This window comes from Bacillus sp. FSL R5-0820 (genome assembly GCF_038593385.1).
Classification (GTDB): Bacteria; Bacillota; Bacilli; order Bacillales; family Bacillaceae; genus Bacillus; species Bacillus altitudinis.
In genome coordinates this window covers 503,343-525,901 of sequence record NZ_CP151991.1, presented here as the reverse complement: position 1 = coordinate 525,901, position 22,559 = coordinate 503,343, and the positions used below count along the sequence as shown (strand labels likewise).

The 22,559-nt window shown below is 41.4% G+C and carries 24 protein-coding genes and 1 riboswitch; of the genes, 7 read left to right on the top strand and 17 right to left on the bottom strand.

What is annotated here, in order from left to right; genetic code table 11:
- Nucleotides 1-88 precede the first annotated feature (88 nt).
- The 5 genes from NST15_RS02540 to NST15_RS02520 all read right to left on the bottom strand — a co-directional run bounded on the left by NST15_RS02540 (nt 89) and on the right by NST15_RS02520 (nt 5,459).
- Nucleotides 89-1,579: a DEAD/DEAH box helicase gene (locus tag NST15_RS02540; protein ID WP_057078436.1), complete on the bottom strand. Its 1,491-nt coding sequence runs from the start codon at nt 1,577-1,579 to the stop codon at nt 89-91.
- A 166-nt stretch (nt 1,580-1,745) separates the two neighbouring features.
- Complete coding sequence (locus tag NST15_RS02535) at nt 1,746-2,084, bottom strand: hypothetical protein (RefSeq protein ID WP_017358401.1); 339 nt, start codon at nt 2,082-2,084, stop codon at nt 1,746-1,748.
- 127 nt (nt 2,085-2,211) lie between these two features.
- A complete protein-coding gene (locus NST15_RS02530) occupies nt 2,212-2,904 on the bottom strand; it encodes an alpha/beta fold hydrolase (RefSeq protein WP_206115994.1) in 693 nt (230 codons plus the stop codon).
- A 26-nt stretch (nt 2,905-2,930) separates the two neighbouring features.
- On the bottom strand, nt 2,931-4,295 hold the full coding sequence (gene murF, locus NST15_RS02525; protein ID WP_048001255.1) for a UDP-N-acetylmuramoyl-tripeptide--D-alanyl-D-alanine ligase: 1,365 nt from the start codon (nt 4,293-4,295) through the stop codon (nt 2,931-2,933).
- An 81-nt stretch (nt 4,296-4,376) separates the two neighbouring features.
- Nucleotides 4,377-5,459: a D-alanine--D-alanine ligase gene (locus NST15_RS02520; protein ID WP_142154081.1), complete on the bottom strand. Its 1,083-nt coding sequence runs from the start codon at nt 5,457-5,459 to the stop codon at nt 4,377-4,379.
- Nucleotides 5,460-5,643: 184 nt separating this feature from the next.
- Here NST15_RS02520 and NST15_RS02515 point away from each other — a divergent pair, with 184 nt between their 5' ends.
- Together NST15_RS02515 and fbpB are read left to right on the top strand one after the other, a co-directional pair.
- Nucleotides 5,644-5,964, top strand: a complete 321-nt coding sequence (locus NST15_RS02515) for a thioredoxin family protein (protein WP_008346934.1) — start codon at nt 5,644-5,646, stop codon at nt 5,962-5,964.
- 339 nt (nt 5,965-6,303) lie between these two features.
- Nucleotides 6,304-6,453: a Fur-regulated basic protein FbpB gene (gene fbpB / locus NST15_RS02510; RefSeq protein ID WP_065461547.1), complete on the top strand. Its 150-nt coding sequence runs from the start codon at nt 6,304-6,306 to the stop codon at nt 6,451-6,453.
- Between the two features lie 99 nt (nt 6,454-6,552).
- Here fbpB and NST15_RS02505 read toward each other — a convergent pair whose 3' ends face one another.
- The 8 genes from NST15_RS02505 to NST15_RS02470 all read right to left on the bottom strand — a co-directional run bounded on the left by NST15_RS02505 (nt 6,553) and on the right by NST15_RS02470 (nt 15,230).
- Nucleotides 6,553-6,888, bottom strand: a complete 336-nt coding sequence (locus NST15_RS02505) for a hypothetical protein (RefSeq protein ID WP_017366657.1) — start codon at nt 6,886-6,888, stop codon at nt 6,553-6,555.
- Nucleotides 6,889-7,005: 117 nt separating this feature from the next.
- Complete coding sequence (locus NST15_RS02500) at nt 7,006-7,773, bottom strand: ABC transporter permease (RefSeq protein WP_342498820.1); 768 nt, start codon at nt 7,771-7,773, stop codon at nt 7,006-7,008.
- Complete coding sequence (locus tag NST15_RS02495; protein ID WP_342498819.1) at nt 7,751-8,677, bottom strand: ABC transporter ATP-binding protein; 927 nt, start codon at nt 8,675-8,677, stop codon at nt 7,751-7,753. Before NST15_RS02495 ends, NST15_RS02500 begins: the two co-directional genes overlap by 23 nt.
- A gap of 125 nt (nt 8,678-8,802) precedes the next feature.
- A complete protein-coding gene (locus NST15_RS02490; protein ID WP_025206789.1) occupies nt 8,803-10,044 on the bottom strand; it encodes a dicarboxylate/amino acid:cation symporter in 1,242 nt (413 codons plus the stop codon).
- Between the two features lie 77 nt (nt 10,045-10,121).
- Nucleotides 10,122-10,256, bottom strand: a riboswitch (cyclic di-AMP (ydaO/yuaA leader).
- Between the two features lie 63 nt (nt 10,257-10,319).
- Nucleotides 10,320-11,342, bottom strand: coding sequence for an AI-2E family transporter (locus NST15_RS02485; RefSeq protein WP_007496515.1), 1,023 nt, complete (start codon nt 11,340-11,342; stop codon nt 10,320-10,322).
- A 209-nt stretch (nt 11,343-11,551) separates the two neighbouring features.
- A complete protein-coding gene (gene dctP / locus NST15_RS02480) occupies nt 11,552-12,820 on the bottom strand; it encodes a C4-dicarboxylate transporter DctP (RefSeq protein ID WP_007496516.1) in 1,269 nt (422 codons plus the stop codon).
- A gap of 125 nt (nt 12,821-12,945) precedes the next feature.
- Complete coding sequence (locus NST15_RS02475; protein WP_039166112.1) at nt 12,946-13,629, bottom strand: response regulator; 684 nt, start codon at nt 13,627-13,629, stop codon at nt 12,946-12,948.
- Entirely contained in the window at nt 13,626-15,230 is a 1,605-nt protein-coding gene (locus tag NST15_RS02470; RefSeq protein WP_162837050.1) for a sensor histidine kinase, read from the bottom strand. The genes NST15_RS02475 and NST15_RS02470 overlap by 4 nt, the downstream gene beginning before the upstream one ends.
- Nucleotides 15,231-15,312: 82 nt before the next feature.
- Between NST15_RS02470 and NST15_RS02465 the strand changes: the two genes are divergently transcribed.
- Complete coding sequence (locus NST15_RS02465; protein ID WP_213406447.1) at nt 15,313-16,410, top strand: DctP family TRAP transporter solute-binding subunit; 1,098 nt, start codon at nt 15,313-15,315, stop codon at nt 16,408-16,410.
- Nucleotides 16,411-16,435: 25 nt separating this feature from the next.
- On the opposite strand, the gene NST15_RS02460 is transcribed toward NST15_RS02465, so the two are convergent.
- Nucleotides 16,436-17,266: an EcsC family protein gene (locus tag NST15_RS02460; RefSeq protein ID WP_047946991.1), complete on the bottom strand. Its 831-nt coding sequence runs from the start codon at nt 17,264-17,266 to the stop codon at nt 16,436-16,438.
- Between the two features lie 163 nt (nt 17,267-17,429).
- Between NST15_RS02460 and NST15_RS02455 the strand changes: the two genes are divergently transcribed.
- The 4 genes from NST15_RS02455 (at nt 17,430) to NST15_RS02440 (ending at nt 20,197) form a co-directional block, all read left to right on the top strand.
- Nucleotides 17,430-17,690, top strand: coding sequence for a GlsB/YeaQ/YmgE family stress response membrane protein (locus tag NST15_RS02455; RefSeq protein WP_003214275.1), 261 nt, complete (start codon nt 17,430-17,432; stop codon nt 17,688-17,690).
- Between the two features lie 229 nt (nt 17,691-17,919).
- Complete coding sequence (locus tag NST15_RS02450; RefSeq protein WP_008346963.1) at nt 17,920-19,197, top strand: Nramp family divalent metal transporter; 1,278 nt, start codon at nt 17,920-17,922, stop codon at nt 19,195-19,197.
- Nucleotides 19,198-19,264: 67 nt separating this feature from the next.
- On the top strand, nt 19,265-19,834 hold the full coding sequence (locus NST15_RS02445; RefSeq protein WP_017358408.1) for a GNAT family protein: 570 nt from the start codon (nt 19,265-19,267) through the stop codon (nt 19,832-19,834).
- A gap of 99 nt (nt 19,835-19,933) precedes the next feature.
- Complete coding sequence (locus NST15_RS02440) at nt 19,934-20,197, top strand: hypothetical protein (protein ID WP_008346966.1); 264 nt, start codon at nt 19,934-19,936, stop codon at nt 20,195-20,197.
- 41 nt (nt 20,198-20,238) lie between these two features.
- On the opposite strand, the gene NST15_RS02435 is transcribed toward NST15_RS02440, so the two are convergent.
- From NST15_RS02435 to NST15_RS02425, 3 genes are all read right to left on the bottom strand, one after another.
- The gene (locus tag NST15_RS02435) at nt 20,239-20,460 is read right to left on the bottom strand and encodes a hypothetical protein (RefSeq protein ID WP_017358410.1); all 222 of its coding nucleotides are present in this window, start codon (nt 20,458-20,460) and stop codon (nt 20,239-20,241) included.
- A 71-nt stretch (nt 20,461-20,531) separates the two neighbouring features.
- Nucleotides 20,532-20,843: a hypothetical protein gene (locus tag NST15_RS02430; RefSeq protein WP_017358411.1), complete on the bottom strand. Its 312-nt coding sequence runs from the start codon at nt 20,841-20,843 to the stop codon at nt 20,532-20,534.
- Nucleotides 20,844-20,857: 14 nt separating this feature from the next.
- On the bottom strand, nt 20,858-22,528 hold the full coding sequence (locus NST15_RS02425; protein ID WP_342499048.1) for a T7SS effector LXG polymorphic toxin: 1,671 nt from the start codon (nt 22,526-22,528) through the stop codon (nt 20,858-20,860).
- Nucleotides 22,529-22,559: the final 31 nt, after the last annotated feature.

The following is a 22,559-nucleotide window of genomic DNA, read 5'->3' as shown; positions in this document are numbered from 1 at the left end:
TCTATCAATATATTACGAAAGAAAGCCTAAAAAGTTTCATAAAGCCTGTTAAAAAAAGCGAACCCTGCAAAGGATTCGCTCTTGTATGTTAGCTGTTATAAGATTTCTTTTGACGACGATCGTTAGAAGAACGATTGCGGTCATTTGAAGAACGCTTTTTATCACCGTAAGATGAACGGCTTTTTCCGCGATAGCCGCCACCACCGCCGCCGTCTCTGCGTTTAGAAGAGCTGCGGTTGTTACGATTGCGTTTTGAAATCATTGGTGCTTCATCTGTCAAACGAACAGGCGTTGCATCCGGCTCTTTTGTCATCATTTTGATAGCAGCCGCAACCACTGTGACAGAGTCATGATCTTCTAATAATTCAGCAGCTGCTGTCATGTAGAAGTTCAAGTTGTTCTCACTAATGATTGTGCGTAGACGGTCAACTGTGACTTGTTGTTGTCCTTCAATTGCCTCGTCTAGAGTTGGTTCTTTCATACGATCCATTTTACGCTTAGTCGTTTGCTCAATCGCACGAAGCATATCTTTTTCACGTGGTGTGATGAATGTCATCGCCATACCTGTACGTCCAGCACGGCCTGTACGTCCAATACGGTGTACATAGCTTTCTGGATCTTGTGGTACGTCGAAGTTATACACATGTGTAACACCTGAGATATCAAGTCCACGTGCTGCAACGTCTGTTGCGACAAGCACATCGATTGAACCTTCTTTAAATTTACGAAGCGCAACCATACGTTTCGCCTGAGTCAAGTCACCATGAATTCCTTCAGCTGTATAACCTCTAAGGTTTAATGCTTCAGTCAATTCGTCAACGCGGCGCTTTGTACGGCCGAAAACAATTGAAAGCTCTGGTGATTGAATGTCAAGAAGACGAGTCAATGTATCAAACTTCTTACGCTCGTGAATATCCAAGTAGAACTGCTGGATGTTAGATACAGTCATTTCTTTCGCTTTTACTTTTACATGTTCTGGGTTTGTCATGAAACGCTCTGCAATACGCTTAATTGGTGCAGGCATTGTCGCAGAGAATAAAAGTGTTTGGTGTTCACTTGGTACATTTGAAAGGATCGCTTCAATGTCTTCGATGAAACCCATGTTAAGCATTTCGTCTGCTTCATCAAGCACGACTGTTTCAACATTTTGAAGACGCATTGTGCGACGATTAATGTGATCAAGTAAACGTCCTGGAGTTCCTACAATGATATGAGGATTTTTCTTGAGCGAACGGATTTGACGGCCGATATCTTGTCCACCGTAAATTGGAAGTACACGTGCACGCTTGTCTTGGCCGATTTTGTATAGCTCTTCAGATACTTGAATCGCTAATTCTCTTGTTGGTGCAATGATGATCGCTTGGATGTTAGGAGACGCTGGATCGATTTTTTCTACAAGAGGAATACCAAATGCTGCAGTTTTTCCTGTTCCTGTTTGTGCTTGTCCGATGACATCTTTATTCTGAAGACCGAGAGGAATCGTTTCTGCTTGAATCGGTGTTGCTTCTTCAAATCCCATGCGGTTAATAGCTTTCATGAGACTTTCGCTTAATTGAAAATCTTGAAACGTTATAGTCAATTTATTCAAACTCCTTCTAATTGCTGTTTCAGTAATCTCGTGAATGATCATTAAAAACTGCCCTTTGTATGAAAGGACAGGTCCATTATATACAAAGCCCGAATTACCCTACATTATATCTTACCATTACACTATTTGTTTTTCAACAAGACAGAAATGGATATATCTACTGCTCGACAATGACAGATTCACCTTCACTTTGATCTCCGTCCATCCATTTCCACTTTTCAAACAGTTGAATTTTTCCGTTATCCAGCTGCTTAGGGGTGGAATGACATGAACCGCTTCTCATGCTGCCATCCTTACTTACATGATGATATCTAAAATGAAGTGCTCCGTCTTTATTCACAGTTCCTACAAGCACGCCAGATTGAATACTGCCGCCTTGATATGTGCCCGTTAAAATATTCCCGTCCTGACGATATTGAAATATGGTTCCTTCCGATACTTCCCCATTGCTCGAATTAGACTGCGGGATAAAGGTTTTTCCGTCATATTGAAACAACCGAATCGACCACCTTTTCTTACCTATTGTAACATAGGCCTGTCACTCATTCGACAAAAATGATGCAAATTTTAACAAGTGGGATTCAATTTATATTAGTTTAGCCACATTTTAGCTTTTCTATAGATTAAATTGTTTTTTTTAGAAATTGTTCGACTTTCTCAAACAATTGCTGTGCACAAGGCTCATGACATACGTGATGTTTACAATCCGGTAAATAGAACATTTCTTTCTGACGGGACGGGATTTTATGATAAATGAATTCTGCACTAGAAGCGGGTACGATCCCATCACTTTCACCTTGAACGATCAAGACTGGTAGATGTAGCTTTTCAAGAGAGCCTTTCGTTTGCTTCACCAATTTCATAAATTCTACAGCAGCTGATAGCGGTGTACTCGTCAGCTTATGACGATATCGATCATACAATGGGTTCGTATCAATCAAACCAGACAAGGATTCCTTCACCAGCTGCCTTGTGTCTTGAATCATTTGTTTTGGGTTTACATATTTAGCAGCAGCACTTAACAGAACAAGACGGGCCACTGGATACTTCGCTGCTAAATATGAGGCAATCATCCCGCCCATAGAAAAGCCGACCAAATAAATGGTGTCACATGTTCGGTAAAGGGATAAGAGTTCTAATTCAGCGGTGGCAATCCACTCCTGATAGAGAATGCCTTTGAGCTGAAGTTTCTCCCCATGCCCCGGAAGCGTGACAGATTGTACCGTCCAATCTGTCGTCTGCTTTAAATATTCCGCAAGCGGCTCTACTTCATACGGGGCACCAGTAAAACCGTGTATACATAGACAGCCAATCACCCTGTCACCTTCTTTGCCGATCTGATTTATAGTGCAGTAATAACGTCTTCCAATCTCATGCCACGGGAAGCTTTGACCAGAACGACATCGTCAGGTCCTGCCACATCCGCTAGTTTTTTCTTCAGTTCTTCTTTGTCCATATAAGAAGACACGCGGTCGTCTCCAAATGCTTTCTTTGCTCCTTCAGCAATGAATGCGCCAAGACGGCCAAACGTTAAAACATGATCAATAAACTCAGGCTTGATGTACTCCCCTACTTCAAAATGATAGGTCTCTTCTTCACTGCCCATCTCCAGCATATCTCCGAGAACGAGTATGCGGTTAGCAAAGCCATCCATATCTCCTACAAGATCAATCGCTGCTTTCATCGACGTAGGACTCGCATTATACGCATCGTTGATAACCGTGATGCCCTTATCTGTTTTAAACAGTTCTAAACGCATGCCTGTCAATTTCGTTTGCATTAGCCCTTGGGCAATTTGCCTTTCATTCAGACCGAAATGCTGGCCGATTGCAATAGCTGCAAGAGCATTCTTTACATTGTGTTTCCCTAATACAGGAATGAGAAACCCTTGAGCATATCCCTCCACTTGAAATTCAGTGCCTTCAGCGAGTTGGTGGATGTGAATCACCTTGATATCACAGTCCTCTGATTCCCCAAATGTTTTTACGCTACGTGCAAGGGCATTTGCTCTTTGGCGGAGTAAAGGCTCGTCTCCTAAATAATAAAAAGTCCCATCCTCTTTTAACCCTTTTGTGATCTCACATTTTGCATCTGCAATGGCTTCTCTTGATCCTAGATCCTGCATATGAGATTCTCCAATATTGGTGATGACAGCTGCATCAGGTTCAGCGAGATTAGATAAAAATTCGATTTCTCCTTTTGCACTCATGCCCATCTCTAATACAGCAATCTCTGTTCCTTCTGGCATTGCAAGGATGGTCAGTGGAAGTCCAATATGATTATTAAAGTTGCCATCTGTTTTATGGACTCTGTATGTCGTTTGTAGGACAGAATGGATCATGTCTTTCGTCGTTGTTTTGCCATTACTTCCAGTAATACCGACAACTCGAGGGTTTTCCTCTTTTAAGTATGATTTCGCAAGCTGTTGGAGTGCTGTCAGAGTATCCTCTACAAGAATGACAGGTACACCGGATGGTGGGTTCGCTTCTGTTTCATTCCAAAGAACCGCTGCCGCTCCAAGCTCCACTGCTTTTGAAGCAAAAGTGTGACCGTTAAAATGTTCCCCGATAAGCGGGATAAATAGTGCGCCTTTTGATACTTTTCGTGTATCTGTTGTCACTCCGTGTATCTGTTCTTCGCCAAAAGCTTCATTCGATAATGTGCCACCAGCCATTTGGGCGACTTGTTTCACTGTACGTTTGATCATGTTTTTTCGCCTCTCTTTCTCATTTCACGTTTGAAGGAAAAGAGACACTACCTGTAGGATAGTGTCTGCTTGCTTCTTACATTAAAAAGTGGTTTTAATGGTTTGTTTTTCTTGATGGCGTTCAATTGCAAGTGACACCAGCTTCTCAATCAGCTCAGGATACTCTACACCAGTATGTTTCCAAAGTAGCGGGAACATACTAAAAGGTGTGAACCCTGGCATTGTATTCACTTCATTGATCAGCACTTCGCCTTCTTCTGTTAGGAAGAAATCTGCACGTACGAGGCCAGATCCATCAATGGCTTTAAATGCCTTGATCGCCATATCGTGAATCGTCTTGTACTCTTCCTCTGACACACTCGCAGGAATGATCAAATCTGTATCGCCATCTTCATATTTTGCTTTATAGTCATAAAAATCTGTTTTAGGTGCAATCTCACCAACGACTGAGCATTTCGGCTCGTCATTTCCTAATACACCAATTTCGATTTCTCGTCCTACAACGCCTTCTTCCACAACAACACGACGATCATATTGGAAAGCCAATTCAAATGCTGTTTGAAGCTCTTCTTTGCTGCGGCATTTACTAATTCCGACACTTGATCCCATGTTGGCAGGTTTCACAAAACAAGGATACCCGAGTACTGCTTCTACCTGTTCTAGGCTGTCTGATATGGCTTTCTCATAATCCTTTTTATTGAAGGAAAGATGCTTTGCCTGCGCAAGCCCAGCTTGAGCAAACACATCTTTCATCATGACTTTATCCATACCCGCAGCAGACGCGAGAACGCCGTTACCGACATATGGGATATTCAATAGTTCAAGTAACCCCTGCATGGTCCCATCTTCACCATTTGGCCCATGCAGCAATGGAAAGACAACATCAATCTTTTCATCAGCTGATGCAGGCTGTGGAAACATGCTTTCATTTAAAGAAGTTGGTAAAAACGTCTTTGCATTTTGTTCAAATTGAAGCATTTTGACGTTTGATACTGGTTCAGTGAGTTTTTCTCCTCTTAGCCATTCGCCCTCTTCTGTAATATAAATTGGATGTATATCGAACTTCTCAGTGTTAAGTGCTTTTGTAACTGCAAGGGCTGTTTGCAGTGATACATTATGTTCGGCTGACTTTCCGCCGTAAACCAATCCTAAACTTATTTTCAATGGATACTCCCCCCACTAAAATTCATCTTTACTATCTTATCACTTTCAAGCAAAAATGCTCTAATTAATTTTTGTTGTTACGGAATTGAAATGATTTGTAAAGGTTGTAAGCGCCCCCCGAGCATTTGTATGTCATTCGCCTTTATTTTATATTAAAATGACATTGAAAAGGAGTTGTGACAAATTGAAAAAAATTACAAGCACTGAACAATTCAACGAAATCATTCAATCAGACAAAGAGGTCATCGTTAAATTCTTTGCGACATGGTGCCCTGATTGCACTAGAATGGACATGTTCATTCCAGACATTTTAGAGGCTTATGCTCAGAATGAATGGTTTGAAATAAACAAAGACGACTTTCCTGAGTTAGCGGAAACGTATCAGGTCATGGGAATTCCTAGCCTGTTAATTTTCAAAAATGGCGAAAAAACAGGTCATTTACACAGTGCCAACGCTAAATCACCTGAAGAAGTAACGGAGTTTCTTCAAGAACACGTTTCATAACTCATTTGAATGGAGACATCAGCCAACTCATGCTGGTGTCTTTTTTTATATCCTTTTAAATCAAATCTCTTCATAAGACGAGATGTACGGCTAAAACGTTTCAACATAGGCAGGAATGTTTGATCTGATTTCATGACAAGGTTTGACAGCGGATTATTTCCTGGGAAAGAATTCATCGTCGATATGGATGGGAATATGTCGGTTACGTGAATTTTCTGAATTGAATCTTTACTTATGACATTCTGCTTTGTATAATGGAGTTGCTAATTGAAAATGATTATCAATTTCATCTATGTGAAATCCTATAGAGCCCATTCTACCAAAGGAGCGTTGAGTTACATGTCTAAGAAGAAAATCAAAACGTATCAGCAATTGATTGAAGAAAACAAGGAAGCGATCATGCAAGACCCTAAAATGATGGAAAGTATATACGAAACCATCGATAAAAAGCACCAAAAGCAGCTTGCCGCTGCTGGACGTGAATCATAAACACAAGAAGAGCAGTCAAACAGATGGCTGCTTTTTTATTTGCCTAAAGAAAAGAAAAAAGCCGATAAAATCTATTCTTCGATTTTATCGGCTTTTGTTTTAATGTGATTTCGCTACACGGTCTTGCTTCATTCCTAAATAGATGAGCATATATGTTAGATAACCCATTGTCATCGTTAAACCACCGAAGAAGAATTGTGAAAACACGGGTTCTTCAAATGTCGTAACGGCAGCAAGAACGATCCAGCTCGCATATAAATAGACCATGAACCATTTCATGTTTCTTTTAAGTGTATACAGAAAGAAAAGACCCGCTAATGAAAAGATCCCTAGCGCTAGTCTGAAATAAACAAGATGATCAAACTGGAAGGCAAAAGACACAAACGAAAACGACAACAGCAACAAAATAGGTAAAGCCGTAATAAAATTTTTCACGATAGTGCCACCTCCATGACTCTGTCTTATTATAAGACAAAATCAGCCGGTTATCGTGAAATACAGACTCGTTTTCACAAAGATGTCACGAATTTTTCTTGTTATTTGACACAATTTTTACACATTTACATCACGCTTCCAAAAAAGGAGCCAAGCAGCACCAACAAAGAAAACGAAATGCGCCCCTACAATGAATAGTGAAAACAGAGGGCTCATGCCCTGAAAGAGCGGCGGACCTTGAAAACTGTATTGTGTAAAGTCCGTATTAGCGAAAAGTAGAATCTTCCCCCACTGATTTTCTAACAGAGACATGATCGACACTAATGATTTCGCCGCGTATAAGACGAAAAATGAAGTCACAAGTGCAATCAGACTGTTTCTAAACAAACTTGAGCACAGAAAAGCAAAGCTTGCCATCATGACCACTTCCACCCACTGTGATCCAATCACAGCAAATGTGTGCAGAAATAACCGCCCAGTGCTTTCATCAAAATCAGTACTAAAGAAAATAAGGCCAAAAAGAAAAGCGAACACATAATAAAAAACAAACAGGTAAAGGACCATCAGCACAAGAGTGATGTATTTTGACAAGAAAATATGAAGCCTTGTCTTCGGCCGGATCAACAAGAACTTGATGGTTCTTTTTTGAAACTCTGTTGAGATCAATGTGGCGCCAATCACGACAGCGAACACTTGTAAAATAAATACAACATTCGTGGAATAAGCAAAATAGTTCGCGACTGTATCTTGCCCGCCAAGCCCGGAAATGACTCGTTTCAATGCTAGAGCCATCGTCAATTGAAAGACAACAATCAGTCCAAGTGCAATGAATGTGATCTTTTGTCTCGTGATTTTTTTATGTTCATTCTTGATGAGTTGAAGCATCTGCCGTCCCGCCTTCCGTCCATTTCATAAAGGCCTCTTCAATTGATTGTTTTTGAGGCGTCATTTCAAGTACATCAAATTCTGCTAAGACAAGCTGTTTATTCAGCTCTGGCACACGGTCTTTATTCAGTTGAACCAGCACATGCTGATCCCTTTGTTCATATGTATATCCTTGCGTATCTAGCCATGAAACTGCCTTTTCTACTGGCTGAATATTCATCAGCACCTGCTCTTTCCCTTCCATGTCGCGAAGGTTTGTATTGGCTTTGATCTGTCCTTTTTGAATGATGATCATGCGGTCACAAAGCTCTTCTACTTCATGCAATAGATGTGTAGCAAATAACACAGAGACACCTTCTTCTTGTACAAGTAGTTGCAAGTGCTCTCGAAACTCCTTCATTCCTGCGGGATCAAGCCCATTTGTTGGTTCATCTAAAATGAGCAGATTGGGCTTATGCAAAATGGCTTGTGCAATCCCGAGCCTTTGTTTCATCCCTAGTGAATACGTTTTGACCTTCTGATGAATGGCGTGCTCCAGACGAACTCTTTTTACCACTTCAAAAATGCGCTCTTCTGAAATTCCATCATGCATAGATGCATACAACTCAAGGTTTTCAAAACCTGTTAAATATGAATAAAATTCCGGATTTTCTATGATCGCTCCAACAGATGACATCGCCTTTAGATGATCATCATCTTGAGAATATCCATTAATGATAATCCGGCCGTTGTTTTTTTTCATCAAGCCAACGATCAATCGAATCAAGGTCGTTTTTCCAGACCCATTTGGTCCAAGTAAACCGACAATTTCCCCTTGCCTAATATCCATCGAAATATGTTGCAAAATTTGATGCCGACCAATTTGTTTATCAACGTTCTCTATGTGTAAAACAGCAGACTGCAAAGTGGTTCCTCCTTCTATGTAAAACCTATGGCGGCAGTTACGGCCGCTCATCCTGTAAAAAGTATATCACGCTAGACAAGCCGTTCCACGAAAAAAAGGGCTGATCCAGTCAGCCCTTCTTGTTGTTACAGTGATAAGTTAGGTGTTGGTGCTTCCTTCTCATGTTTCTTCTCGGTTTCAGAAACAATTACCGCACATGCTGCGTCACCTGTAATATTGACCACGGTTCTTGCCATGTCTAATAAGCGGTCTATGCCAAGGATCAGCGCAATGCCCTCAACAGGAAGATTCACGGAATTTAAAACCATGGCTAGCATGATGAGCCCTACCCCTGGGACACCTGCTGTGCCAATACTTGCTAGTACTGCCGTTAAGACAACTGTCAGCATTTGAACAAGGGTTAATTCAACTCCATACACTTGTGCGATAAAAATAGTCGCAACCCCTTGCATGATCGCTGTACCATCCATATTAATGGTCGCACCTAGCGGCTGCACAAAGCTTGAAATAGGTTCTGGCACCTTCAAGCGCTTTTGAGCTGTTTCCATTGATACTGGCAGCACTGCGTTACTGCTTGATGTACTAAATGCCACAACCATCGCTGGAGAAAATCCTTTGAAGAATGCCATTGGATTTCGTTTAGCTAATAGGGCAACGGTTGACCCATAGGTCAGGAAGAAATGCAAGATCAGCGCAATTAAGACGACTGAGAAGTAAAGTCCCATCGCTTTCATGGCATCGAGCCCCTGACTGCCAATCGCCGTTGCGATCAAACCGAATGTCCCGTACGGTGCGAATTTCATCACAACACCGACAAGATACATCATTAATTCATTTCCTTGTTCAAACAGCTTCAGCAAGCCTTCTGTTTTTTTACCGAGCAAGGCAATGCCGAGACCTAAAAATACACAAAAGACGATAATTTGAAGCATATTTCCTTCAACTAGAGATTGGACTGGATTGGTTGGAATAATGTTGAGTAGTGTGTCTGCCATTGATGGGGCTTCCTCAGCGGAATATTCTGCCGCTTTCGTATCAAAATTACCGAATGCGCCTGGCTTAATTAGTAAGGCCAATGAAATGCCAATAATGATGGCAAAAGTCGTAGTGAGTAGAAAGTAAGTAATGGTTTTCACGCCGATTCTGCCAAGTTTTTTCGGATCGCCAAGGCCTGCTACACCAAGTGTGATCGAAAAGAAGACAATCGGCACAACTAACATTTTAATCAGGTTTAAGAAGATTTGACCTAGAGGTGTAAATAGATAAGGGTCTAACACTTTGAATACATTTGGAGCAAAAATGTTGAGCAGTAGTCCTGTGATTGCACCTACAATTAAAGCAATAATAATTTTCGTCGCAAGCTTCAATAAAATCTCCCCTTCCTCGTCAAAAAGGCCCACGAGAGAGTCTTCTCGTGGGCCTGCGTGTCCATACGTGTACCACTGTCTACTCTCTTCACGCTGATGAGGTTAGCTGACGGGTTAGGACGAAGAGATGTCCTTTTTTCTTAAAATAAGAAAAATTCACCCCAAAAACTTGGGTCCCCCATTCCTTTAGAAGGATTAAGCGTGTGGTAATATGATATTTTCATACTATTTATACCTTATTTTTAGAAAATTGTAAACAGGTTCATATGAACTTTTTAATTACTTTCTTCCTTATTCGTGACCTCCAAGATATCTAAGATAAACACAAAGATTGGGATGCCGATAATCAGTCCCCAAATGCCAATATAGTGTTCAGAGAAGATCAGGACAATAAACGTGAAGAAAATAGGGAGCTCTGTTTTAGCTGACATGAGCTTCGGATTTAAGAAGTAGGCTTCAATGGCATGGATGATCACAATCACCAGCACAATATATAGGACGTACATTCCGCCTCCAAGTGTATACGCAATGATGCTGAGTGGAACGAGGGAGATGACCACACCCGCTACCGGAATTAAACCTAACAAGAAGACCATGACCGCTAATCCAAATAATTGCGGGAAGCCCATAATGCCAAGCGCAATTGTCGTTAACACACAGTTAACTGTTGCAATGATGAACTGTGCTTCAAGTACCTTACCAAATGTTCTGGAAAACTTACGTCCAAAGAAGGCAATTTCATGATAGAACACGGAGATTTTACTCGTTTTGAACTTATTCATGAATTGAATGAGGCGTTCCTTTTCGAACAGGAAGAACATGCTTAATATTAAGGACATAATGACCTGGATACTGAACGTGCTGAAATCTGTTAAGTATGTATAGAGGAAATTAAACCCTTTCTCGAAGAAAGAAGATATTTTGAAATCTCCGAACACATTGGTGACGACGTCAAAGAAGGGTAAATCTTGTGGATGATCTGCAATCTTTTTCCCTAAATGAAATAACTGTTCCACCTGTTTAGCAATGATGGGCACAAACACAAAGCCGCCAAACGTCAATCCACCAGCCAGAAGGATGTACAAAATGGTGATGACTGATTTCTGTCCTATTTTCAGGAAGCGATTTAAAAAGCCTCTTATGACCTCTTCTAACCGATTCATTAAAAAGGTGAAAATGAAGGTCAAAAGGATTAAATTCATCATTCCTCTTAATAGATATAATGCTGTGGCTAATACTACAAATACTGAAAACCTCTTGACACCAGGTTTTTCGAACAATTTAAAAAATGCCGCCATACGTTACACACCTGCCAGGACTAAAGTCTATTTTTCGTTGGATCTCATATTCATTATATCGGATCTTTCTGTAAATTATATAACAAAAGGTCAATGAGGTCTTACGATTCGTCCTAAATTTATCAAGCTTTTATGTTTTTTCTTTTTTACACAAGAAAAAACCGAACCCCATGTAGAACATAAGGTTTCGGTTTTTGGATGTTTTTATACTAAACAGCCTGCTTGATATTTCGCATTTCCTGTAGCGCTGTTTTACTCTTCGCTTCGTCAAATTCCCCTTCACTTTTCGCTACAACAATTGTAGCAATTCCATTTCCAATCAGGTTCGTAATTGCTCTTCCTTCACTCATGAAACGGTCGACCCCTAATAGCAGTGCAAGACCTTCTAGCGGGATAACCTGAAGTGCAGCAAGTGTAGAAGCCAGCACGATAAATCCGCTTCCTGTGACTCCAGCTGCTCCTTTTGATGTGAGCATCAGAACAAGGATAATCGTGATCTGCTGTCCGATGGATAGGTCCACCCCAAACACTTGCGCTAAGAAGACCACTGCCATGGACAAGTAGATTGAGGTTCCATCTAAGTTAAAGGAATAGCCTGTCGGGATGACAAGTCCAACGACTGACTTAGAGCACCCGTAGCGTTCCATTTTATCCATCATTCTTGGCAAGACAGATTCTGAAGAACTTGTGCCAAGAACAATTAAAATTTCATCTTTGATAAAACGGAGATAACCGAACAGGCTGAAGCCATACATTTTACAAATGATGTTCAGCACGACGAAAATAAACAGGAACATCGTCATATAAACGGAAAGCATCAGACTAGCCAGTGGTTTAATTGAAGCTAAACCGAAGTGTCCGATGGTATAAGCCATTGCTCCAAATGCCCCTAATGGCGCGGCACGCATGATGTAACCAATGATTTTAAAGAAGACAAGCGACAGCTTATCAAGCCATTCGATGATGCCTTTCCCCTTCTCGCCAAGTGCAGCGAGCGCAACACCGAATAAAATAGAGAAGAATAAGACCTGTAAAATATCTCCCTTTGCAAAGGCATCTACCATGTTAGATGGCACAATGTGTGTGACAAACTCCATCCAGTCGATACCCTGTCCCCCATTTTGGGTATATTGCGAGACATCCCCTTTTTCAAGCTTACTATAGTCAAGACCCGCTCCTGGCTTCATGATATTGACCACAAACAGTCCGATGACAAGCGCAAGCGTCGTCACAACTTCAAAATAGATAAAAGCTTTTCCCCCAACTTTTCCAACCTTTTTCATATCCCCCATCTTGGCAATTCCAAGAACAATGGTTAAGAAAATAATGGGTGCAATGACCATTTTCACTGCATTAATAAATGTGTCACCAAGCGGCTTCATTTCTTTCCCGACGTTTGGCCAAACCATCCCAACAATGATCCCGATAATGACAGCTGCAATGACCTGAAATGTCAGGTTCTTCAATAGCCTCTTCATAAAAAAATCAACTCCCTCACCCTTTGATGTAAACGCTTAACTGCTATCTGTAGATAAATGATAGCGATTTCACCAAAGGCTGTGAAGCTTATGGACATATCGTACATTTTGGTCTTTTTGGTCTCTTAGTCAGAATGTACGATATATTTGTTCACAGGGCGTCCGACCCCGCCATATTGCATATCTAATTTCAGCTCGCCTTCTTTCACAAGGAAGTCTAAATAACGGCGTGCCGTGACACGTGCAATCCCAAGTGCATTGGCGACTTCCTCTGCAGACTGCGCTCCTTCTTGCAGACGCATATAGGCTTTAATTTCATTCATCGTATGCACATTCAGCCCCTTAGGAAGCCATGTCTCTTCCTGCTTAACAGCAGGCTTTCGTATGATATCATCGAGCATCTCTTGAGAAAATTCTGCTGCGGTACGAATTTTTGATTTGAACGCTTTATAGCTTTCAAGAGATTCTTTCATCCGTTCAAACTTAAATGGCTTAATGATATAATCTCGGGCACCATTTTGAAGCATGGTGCCGATCGTCTCTTTATCCTTTGCTGCCGAAATCACAATCACATCCACCTGCATCTTTTGCTTTCTGATGTCTTGCAGTGTTTTGACGCCATCTTTTTTAGGCATATACACATCGAGCACCACAAGATCTGGGCGAATGTCTTTGATCAGCTGGATGCCCTGCTCGCCATTTCCTGCTACAGCCGCAACTTGAAAGCCAGGGACACTCTTAATGAACTCTTTATTGACTTCTTGCACCATCGGATCATCTTCAATTAATAGCACCTTAATCTGAGTCATCTGTCTCTCTCCTCTATTGTCATTGGGAATTCGATTGAGAAGGTGGTACCAATGCCGATGCTTGATGTGACTTCTACATTTCCCATTCCTTTGTCGATAATCGTTTTTACAATATACAGCCCGTAGCCTGTTCCGCCTTCTTTACCGTGAGTAAAGCCTTTGTCAAAAATATGAGGAATCATGTCCTCTTCTATTCCAGATCCATAATCTTCAATTAAGATCGCGAGGACATCCTCTGTTTGATCAATACTAATAGAAATGAGTTTTGTGTCTCTTTCTACAGTATCATACGCGGCAAAGGCGTTCTCGATCAGGTTGCCAAGTAGCTTCGTCATATCATGCTGATCCAGCCGCTCTGGGAAATCGCGCAGACTGCTATTTTCATCTACTTCAACCTTTATGCCTAGCTCCTTGCCCCTTCTTATCTTGCTCATCAATAAACCTGCCACTGCGTCATGCTGTATCACACGGTGGAGAAAGTCCGTCACATGCTCCTGCTCTTCGGTCGTTTGAAACGCTAAATCGAGTGCTTGATCGGCTTTCCCCAGCTGAATTAATCCCGCAATTGTATGAAGCTTATTCATATGTTCATGATTTTGCACCCGCAGGCCATCAACGAAGTTCTTCACCCCGGTTAATTCCTCCGCCAATTTGGCCGCCTCTGTCCGGTCCTGAAAAATCGCAACCGCTCCGATGATTTTCTTTTTCATCACAATTGGGATTCGGCTGCTCATGATCCGCTTTCCGCTCATATGAATTTCTTCATTGTAGACGGGTTCTGCACGGTCAATGATTTCTGGAAGCCTTGTATCTGACAGCACATCCCAAATATTTCGGCCCACGACATCACCTGTCACGCTGAAAATTTGCTTTGCTTTTTCATTAAAAATGGTGATCATGTGCTGATTATCAATGGCAATGACCCCTTCATTAATTGAATGAAAAGTAGCGGTGCGCTCCTCTAGCATTCTGACAATCTCATGCGGCTCCAGCTTAAACATTTGCTGTTTAATATGACGGGCGAGCAAAAATGAACCGACAAGCCCGAAGCTGAGCGTAAGCAGAAGGATCATGAGGATATCCTGCTTCATTTCTCCTAATATATCTGCCATACTCGGCAATGTTCTTCCGACTAGTACAACCCCTGTTTGGTTAAATTTTTCATCCTTTACTGGATAAAAAGCTCTAATGGCTGTGCCAAGCTCTCCCTGTGCTTCTGAGAAATAGATATGCTCTGCAAAGGCAGGTTCTTCATCTGTCCCCTCAGAGCGCTGGCCAATCCTTGTTTTCACTGGATGTGTCAATCGCACGTGATCCATATCCATGACAACAATGTAGTCAGCATCTTGGATAATCCGAATCTCTTCAATGGCATGCTGCAACCGCGCACGCTCCTTTGTCTGATCATCCAACGCCTGCTTTACCTCATTCATCTCAGCTACTGTTCTTGCCGTGTTCATGAGCCTTTTTCGAAGTTCTCGTTCCTCTGTTTGCTGAATTCCCCCGACCAGAACAATTCCTCCGATTAAAAGGGCAAAAATGACAACGAAATATGTGAGGATGGTGAGCTTCCATCTAATAGATAATTGTTGTAATTTCAGTCGATTTCTCATCATTTTTTCACCTGTATCTTTACGAATTCTTCCTCTGTCAAGTATCCTTGACATAAGGGGGATCTGACGCATGAAGAATTTACTCGCCTATACGCTATTGCTCATCATCGGTTTTGTAACCGCTTTATACTTTGGCTTTTATCATATGATGCCTAAATCAGCGACGACCTTCGACGATGAACAGACAGGGCTGAAGGATCAGCTTGTGTTCAAATTCAGCCATGTTGTCGCAGATAATACCCCAAAAGGGCTGGCTGCAAAGAAATTTGCTGAGCTTGTTCACGAAAAATCCGACGGCAGGATCAGCATTCAAATCTTTTCAAACGGGAGTCTTTATTCTGATATCGAAGAAATTAATGCACTAAAAGAGAATCAAGTTCAATTTATTGCTCCGTCTACGTCAAAGCTCGGCATGCTGTCCTCTGAATGGCTGGCACTTGATCTGCCCTTTGCCTTTTCTAACTACGATGCTGTCCAAGAAGGGTTACATGGTGCGATTGGACAGAGACTATTCGGCACACTGCAAAAAGACGGACTAAAGGGAATGGCCTACTGGACAAATGGCTTTAAGCAAATCACTTCGAATAAAGGCCCAATCAAGCAACCTAGTGATTTAAAAAAACAATCTCTTCGTATTATGCAAAGTGACATGATTGAAAAGCAATTCAAGCTTCTTGGCGCAAAACCCTATCAGGAATCGTTTAATTCAACGTTTCAGCTGCTAGAAACAAAAAAAGTAGACGGTGAAGAAAATACAATTTCAAATATTTATTCAAAAAAATTCTATCATATACAAGACTATATGACGATCAGTAATCACGGGTATTTAGGGTATGTCGTCTTAACGGATCAATCCTTTTTTGATCGTCAGACACCTGAGACGAAACGAATTTTACTCGAAGCGATGGAAGAAACAACGGCATGGAACGAAAAACATGCCGAACAGATGAACAAGGATCAGCTGGAGGATATTAAACGCGAATCTCCAATTGCGATACACGAATTAACACCAGCAGAGCGGCAAAAATGGATGAAGGCGCTCGATCCTTTATATGATGAAGCAGAAAGGATCATAGGTTCCACCTTGATCAAACAAATCCGCGAGCTCCGGGCACGCTATGAATATTCTCCGATTCAAGCGTTTGAAGAAGATGCTGAGACCAAATAAAAAATCCCTTTAGAAAGGGATTTTTTTATGCGCCGGAGTCACGCTGTTCTTGCTGAGCGAGCTCCTCTAATCTTGATAATATTCTGCGCTTTCGATATTGCATGATGCCTGTTTCGGCAATTCCTTTTAACTGTGAGCGGTTGGACGCTGCACCAAACAAAATCCCCGCAATTGGGACAAGTTGAAACAGCTTCTTCCAGCCAAACGAATCACGGTAGTTATATACGACCTCACGCCATCCTTGAATTTGAGAGATCATGTTTTCGTGCTTCCCTTCTGATGCATGATAGCTCTTCAGCTCTTTTAATATTGATTGTTTCCCAACAACGTCAGCAGAATTCAGCTGTAAACATTTAATGATAAAGACTCGTTCTTCTTTATTTTTCGGATCATAGCCATAGGTGACGGCGATATCCTGTAATGTTTTTAAAGAGAGACCCAGAACAGCCGGAATATCTGCCGCTAATGTAAACATACCTCCGACACCTGTTGTCGCACCTTGCACAGTGGCGAGGTTTGTTCGGTTTTTCCCCATCTGATCACTAATGGCATCCATGACCTCGATCGGAGCCGCCTCAATATCTTCAATACGCTGAATCGATTCATCGGCACATTTCTTTTGAAATTGATGAATAATGCCTTTCTCTGACGTCAAATAGACACCGCCTGATTGAATGTAGTGCCCCATCTCATCTAATAACACACCGATTTTCTTTTGAATAAAGGCAGGGGTCAGCTTGTCCAGCATTTGAAATGGAAGCCGGCTAAGTTTCTCCCAAAACCATACCTTCTGCTGGTCTTTCTCCCATTTTTCAATCTCTTTTAATTGTGCTTTTAGCCACTCTCTTTCCTCCATGCCATTTGCCTCCTTAGATGCCGTTCAAGTATATGTCTGTTATTATACACAATCCTTGTCCATCATACGTATCGAACATTGAAGCGGTTCCGAAAGGTTTTAATCTCTTTTAAAACGGTTATTGCTTAGTAAACAATAAACAAACAAAAGAGGAGTGATCAACATGTTAGGATTTCTGATTTCATTAGTTGTGGCGATTGTCATTGGTCTCATTGGGAGTGCACTCGCTGGAGGCAGTGTGCCAGGAGGCTGGATCGGTTCAATGATTGCCGGGCTTGCAGGAGCTTGGATTGGTCATGGATTACTTGGAACGTGGGGTCCTAGTCTGGCAGGATTTGCGATCATTCCAGCGATCTTAGGAGCAGCCATTTTTGTCATTATTTTAAGCCTGATCTTCCGCAGCGTTGGATCAAGGGTTTCTTAAAAAACGATACAAAAGAAGAGGAAGTAGAGGATGCACCGCCTAAGATCAGAGGCGGTGTTTTTTATGTGTTGATTGACAAGGTATCTATTTTTTTCACTTACATATGATAAACAAACCTATTAGTTCAGATAGTTGACTTTTCATGTAGATGGGCATATGATGATTAAAAATTGCATCGAGGAAACTTTTTGTGCCAAAGCAAAACTTTGTAGAATCTAGGTGATGACATATGACAAACAAATACATCGAGGCACAGGCCCACATGTCAGTGGCAGCGGAGCGTGCACTTGAAGGAAAGGTGAAGGGTTTTAGAAGGCTCCTTCCTTTTCTCGGACCTGCTTTTATCGCAGCCATTGCCTATATTGATCCAGGAAACTTTGCGACCAACATTGCGGCTGGCTCGAAATATGGCTACCTTCTGTTATGGGTCATTCTCATATCCAATCTCATGGCCTTACTCATCCAGTCTTTGTCTGCAAAGCTTGGAATCGCAACAGGGAAAAATTTACCTGAAATTGCACGAGAAGAGTTTCCAAAACCAGTCTCGATTGGTTTATGGATTCAGGGCGAACTCGTCATTATCGCCACAGATTTAGCCGAATTTATCGGGGCTGCCCTTGGTTTATACTTACTCTTTCGTATCCCGCTGCTTGAAGCATCGATTATTGCAGCGATCGGTTCTTTTGCCATTTTAGAGCTCCAAAGACGAGGTTATCGAGCGTTAGAAGCAGGAATTACCGGCATGCTGTTTGTTGTCGTGATTGCTTTCGCTGTACAAACCTTTGTGGCTAAACCTGATCTTGCAAGTGTCGCCGGTGGACTGTTCATTCCAAGATTTGAAGGGACAGACAGCGTACTGCTTGCCGCTGGTATTTTAGGCGCTACGGTGATGCCGCATGCGATCTATCTCCATTCAGCCTTAACGCAAAGAAGAGTCGTCGGCAGAACGGAAAAAGAGAAAAAGCTGATTTTTCGTTTTGAGTTTTTAGACATCCTCATTGCGATGGTAGTTGCTGGCGCCATCAATGCCAGCATGTTGATTGTAGCAGCTGCTTTATTTTTTAAAAATGGTCTTTTTGTTGAGGATTTAGATGTAGCATTTCAGCATTTTGGAACTCTCGCAGGTCCTGTATCAGCCATCTTATTTGGTGTAGGTTTGCTTGTAGCCGGACTTTCCAGCTCTTCTGTCGGTACACTGTCAGGCGATATTATTATGCAGGGTTTTATTCAGTACCGAATTCCGCTATATGTCCGCCGGCTGATTACCATCATTCCACCTATTGCGATCATTGCATCTGGGGTCAATCCGACTTCTGCGCTTGTGATGAGTCAAGTGGTCTTATCATTTGGCATTGCGTTTGCTTTAATTCCGCTCATTTTGTTTACAAGTAAAAAACGAATTATGGGCGATTTGACGAATGCTCGCTGGGTGACAGGAATATCTTGGGTGATAGCAGCTCTTGTTGTCGCACTTAATCTGTTTTTAATTGTGGATACGTTTATGTAAAAGACAGTAATCATGCTGTCTTTTACATCGGGTTGTGGTAGAATTTCCCTTGAGAGGATGTGATCACATGTTTTTTTATCAGGATCAAGATCTATCCATGCGGCTGCTTGAACCAAGAGACGCGAGAAGTCTGTACCTGCTCATCCAACGCTCAAGAGAGCACTTACGTGAATGGATGCTATGGGTCGATTCGACGCAGACAGAAGAAGACAGCATGGCGTTTATTCAAGGTGCCATGCAGCAAGCTTTGCAAAACAATGGTTTTCAGGCTGGAATCTGGTCACATGGAGAACTCGTTGGTATCATTGGCACCCACCAAATTCATTGGATTAACCGGACGGTTTCCATTGGCTATTGGCTCGGGGAAGGCTATCAAGGAAAAGGCATCATGACAAAAGCATGTAAAGCAGTCATTCACTATTTATTTGAAGAGTGCGGTCTGCACCGCATTGAAATCAGGGCCGCTGTCGATAATCAAAAAAGCAGACGCATTGCAGAGCGTTTATCTTTTTCACTTGAAGGCATTTTAAGACAATGTGAATGGCTGGGCGACCACTTTGCCGATCACTGTGTGTATGCACTTTTACAGCCTGAGTATGTGAAACAAAAAACGAATTCGATCAATCAGCCCACTTAATTGTGTCGATTGCATGAACTATTTTACAAAGTGAAGCTTTGTAGTATCCGTTGTGATTGGCATCTGATAAAATAGAAGGAAAAAATCGAGGTATGATGTATGTCTCTTATTATTTTATTTTACTTATGGATTGTCCCTTTATTATTTGGCATTTTCTTCTCATTCCTAACAAAGAAAGCCACATACAAACGCCGCTTTGTCCCATCATATAGCATGGCAGGACTCAGCATCGTATTTCTCATTCTGGCACTCGTCTTTTCAGCCAGTCATTTTCTATTCATTTGCGGTATGTTCCTATTCGCCACAACACTTGTCGGCACAGGCATTCCGTTATTTTTAGCCTTTACCAAAACACCTTCATAAAAAAGAAACCACCTTTCCATTAGGAAAAGGTGGTTTCTTTTTTATTGATGAGGCATTCGGTATGTAATAGATGCACCTTGATTTTCTTCAACCGTCTTCACAATGTCTTGCAGAATCTCTGCTGCTCGATCGCTTGAGTCATACTTGCCGAGAGTTTTTGTCCAAGAATCATTTCCCATGATCCCTTCAATTTTTTTACCCTGTACTGTGACTTCATTGACGTGGACCAGACTTTGCTGGTTTTGTGTGAAAATCCATAGCATGGCTGATTCTCCTTTTTTGTGGTGATTGGATTAGATTAACATATTATTATTAGTTAAATAGATCATAAAATTTAATCTTCAATATAGCTTTCTGCTAGATCAATATCTTGTTTCATCTCTAATTCAGGATATTTTTTATCCAACCTACGCAAACATTTAATTAATTCCTTACTTTGTAAAACTTCTGATATGTCTTCAAACACTTCACTTATCCAATATAAATCTTCTTTACTGCAACGATCTAAATATTCCAACGTTCTCTCTTCGTTTTCTCCGAGAATTTCTATTATTTCATCCCAACTCTTCTGTATACCGTAATCATCATTTAAATCTAATTTTTTTCTTTTATCTAATACTCTATTTAATGTATTTTCAATGTCCATCTTGATCCTCCACATTAAGGTTGTTTTGTAGCATCCGGAAAAATAGTTCCTACTTCTCCATTGGTTTTAATAACTCCAACTCTTACTCCTTTATATTCACCAAAGATAGCCACTCCATTTTCCACTTTAGAAAAATCAGGTGACTCAACAATTTTGGCACCCGCTGCCGCAATATCAGATTCTGTCCAGTTTTCTGGGAACCAAGATTGGTTAGAACCTGTTCGTTTTGCTTTCACCTTATGACCAGGCACATTCCCTATCCTAACACCGTTCTCATATACTTTATTTATATTATATTCTATATTATTTTCTTGTAAGAATTTTATATTGTGTTGTCCGTGTCCTCCACCCTTCATTTTTGAAATATCCCCTGTTTTAGGGTTTGTTGTGAAATCTCCTTTATTAGAATGTTTAATGCTATTTTCAGGTATTTTACTTAAACCACTTGTTTTTTTAATCCCCATCTTCCCATGAAACCCTTTCGCCCCAAACGGTAAAAGCATCCCTAGCGCCGCATTCATACTCGCTTCCTGCTGTTCTTTCGAGACTTTATTTCCAAACATATCTCGACCCGTAATCGCTTCGCTGAAGCCGTTTGTTGCGGTGAGTCCATATAAGCCTTTTTGAGATGTTTTCAGGGCGTCAAAAGACTTCTGTGATGTCTTGTAAATGTCGACTGCTCTAACTGCGGCAGACGTGGCTTGAGTCGTTTTATAGACGGCTTTTCCGCCTTTGAAAATACGTCCTGCCCAGCCGACAATCGGGATGTAGCCTGCTGCTGCCATGCCACCTGCGGCGACTCGCTGTCCTGCGGTGAGTTCTTCACCTGTGATCGGATCAACGCCCGTTGCGGCGCGTTTTGCATCGTTCACTCCTGTCAGTTCATTGACGATATTTCCTCCGTAATCAAGAGCTTTTTCATACCACGGACGGTTGGCGAGTGCTTCTTGTTCCTTTGCGATCTTGCGGGCTTCTTCTTGATCTTTTTTGATTTTTAGATATTCAGAAGTTTGCTTCTCAATATCGCTTTTTGCCTTGTAGATTTCGCTATTTTGATACGCTTTCTTGTCAAAATTCATAGGCGAAATGGATTTTCCGTCATTTGTCGCATTCATCATTTCTGCGTACAATGCCATTGTAGCCTTCTCCTCAGTCTCTGACAAAGCATATTCATCTTTTAGATTTTGATCAAGTTCTATTAAATCTTTAACCGTTTTCTTGCGTTCATCTTCCGCATCTGCAATCTTTTCGTCAAAGGTTTTACTATCAAATACCTCCAGAGAAATGAGGTCATCAATATCTTGAAAAATCGTTTTGAGTGCTTTTTTTTGATCCTTTACAATGCTTTTGGCGTTTTTGATGCCCATATGTACAGCGTTGTCTAAAAAGTGTTCTTCTACAAAGGTATCGCCGCCAAAGTTTGTATCATCAAGCGTTCCAGAAACACCTTCATGAAAGGCTTTTTGCTTATCAATAAAGCTGATGAACATGTCCACATTTCCGGCGAGTTCTTTGTAGAAGCTTTTAATATTATCGGCACCTTTTCCAGTAAAGTCATCACCTAGATTCGTCACGCCCTGTAGCGCTTTTTTTAAATCAACCATTTCTTCACGGAGTGCCTGATAGTCTTTCGCCCTTGTATCCATGGCACTGGTTAGTGCTTTTGCATCAAGTATCTTACCCAGAAAAATCCACTCCCTCCATTATTGATCATAA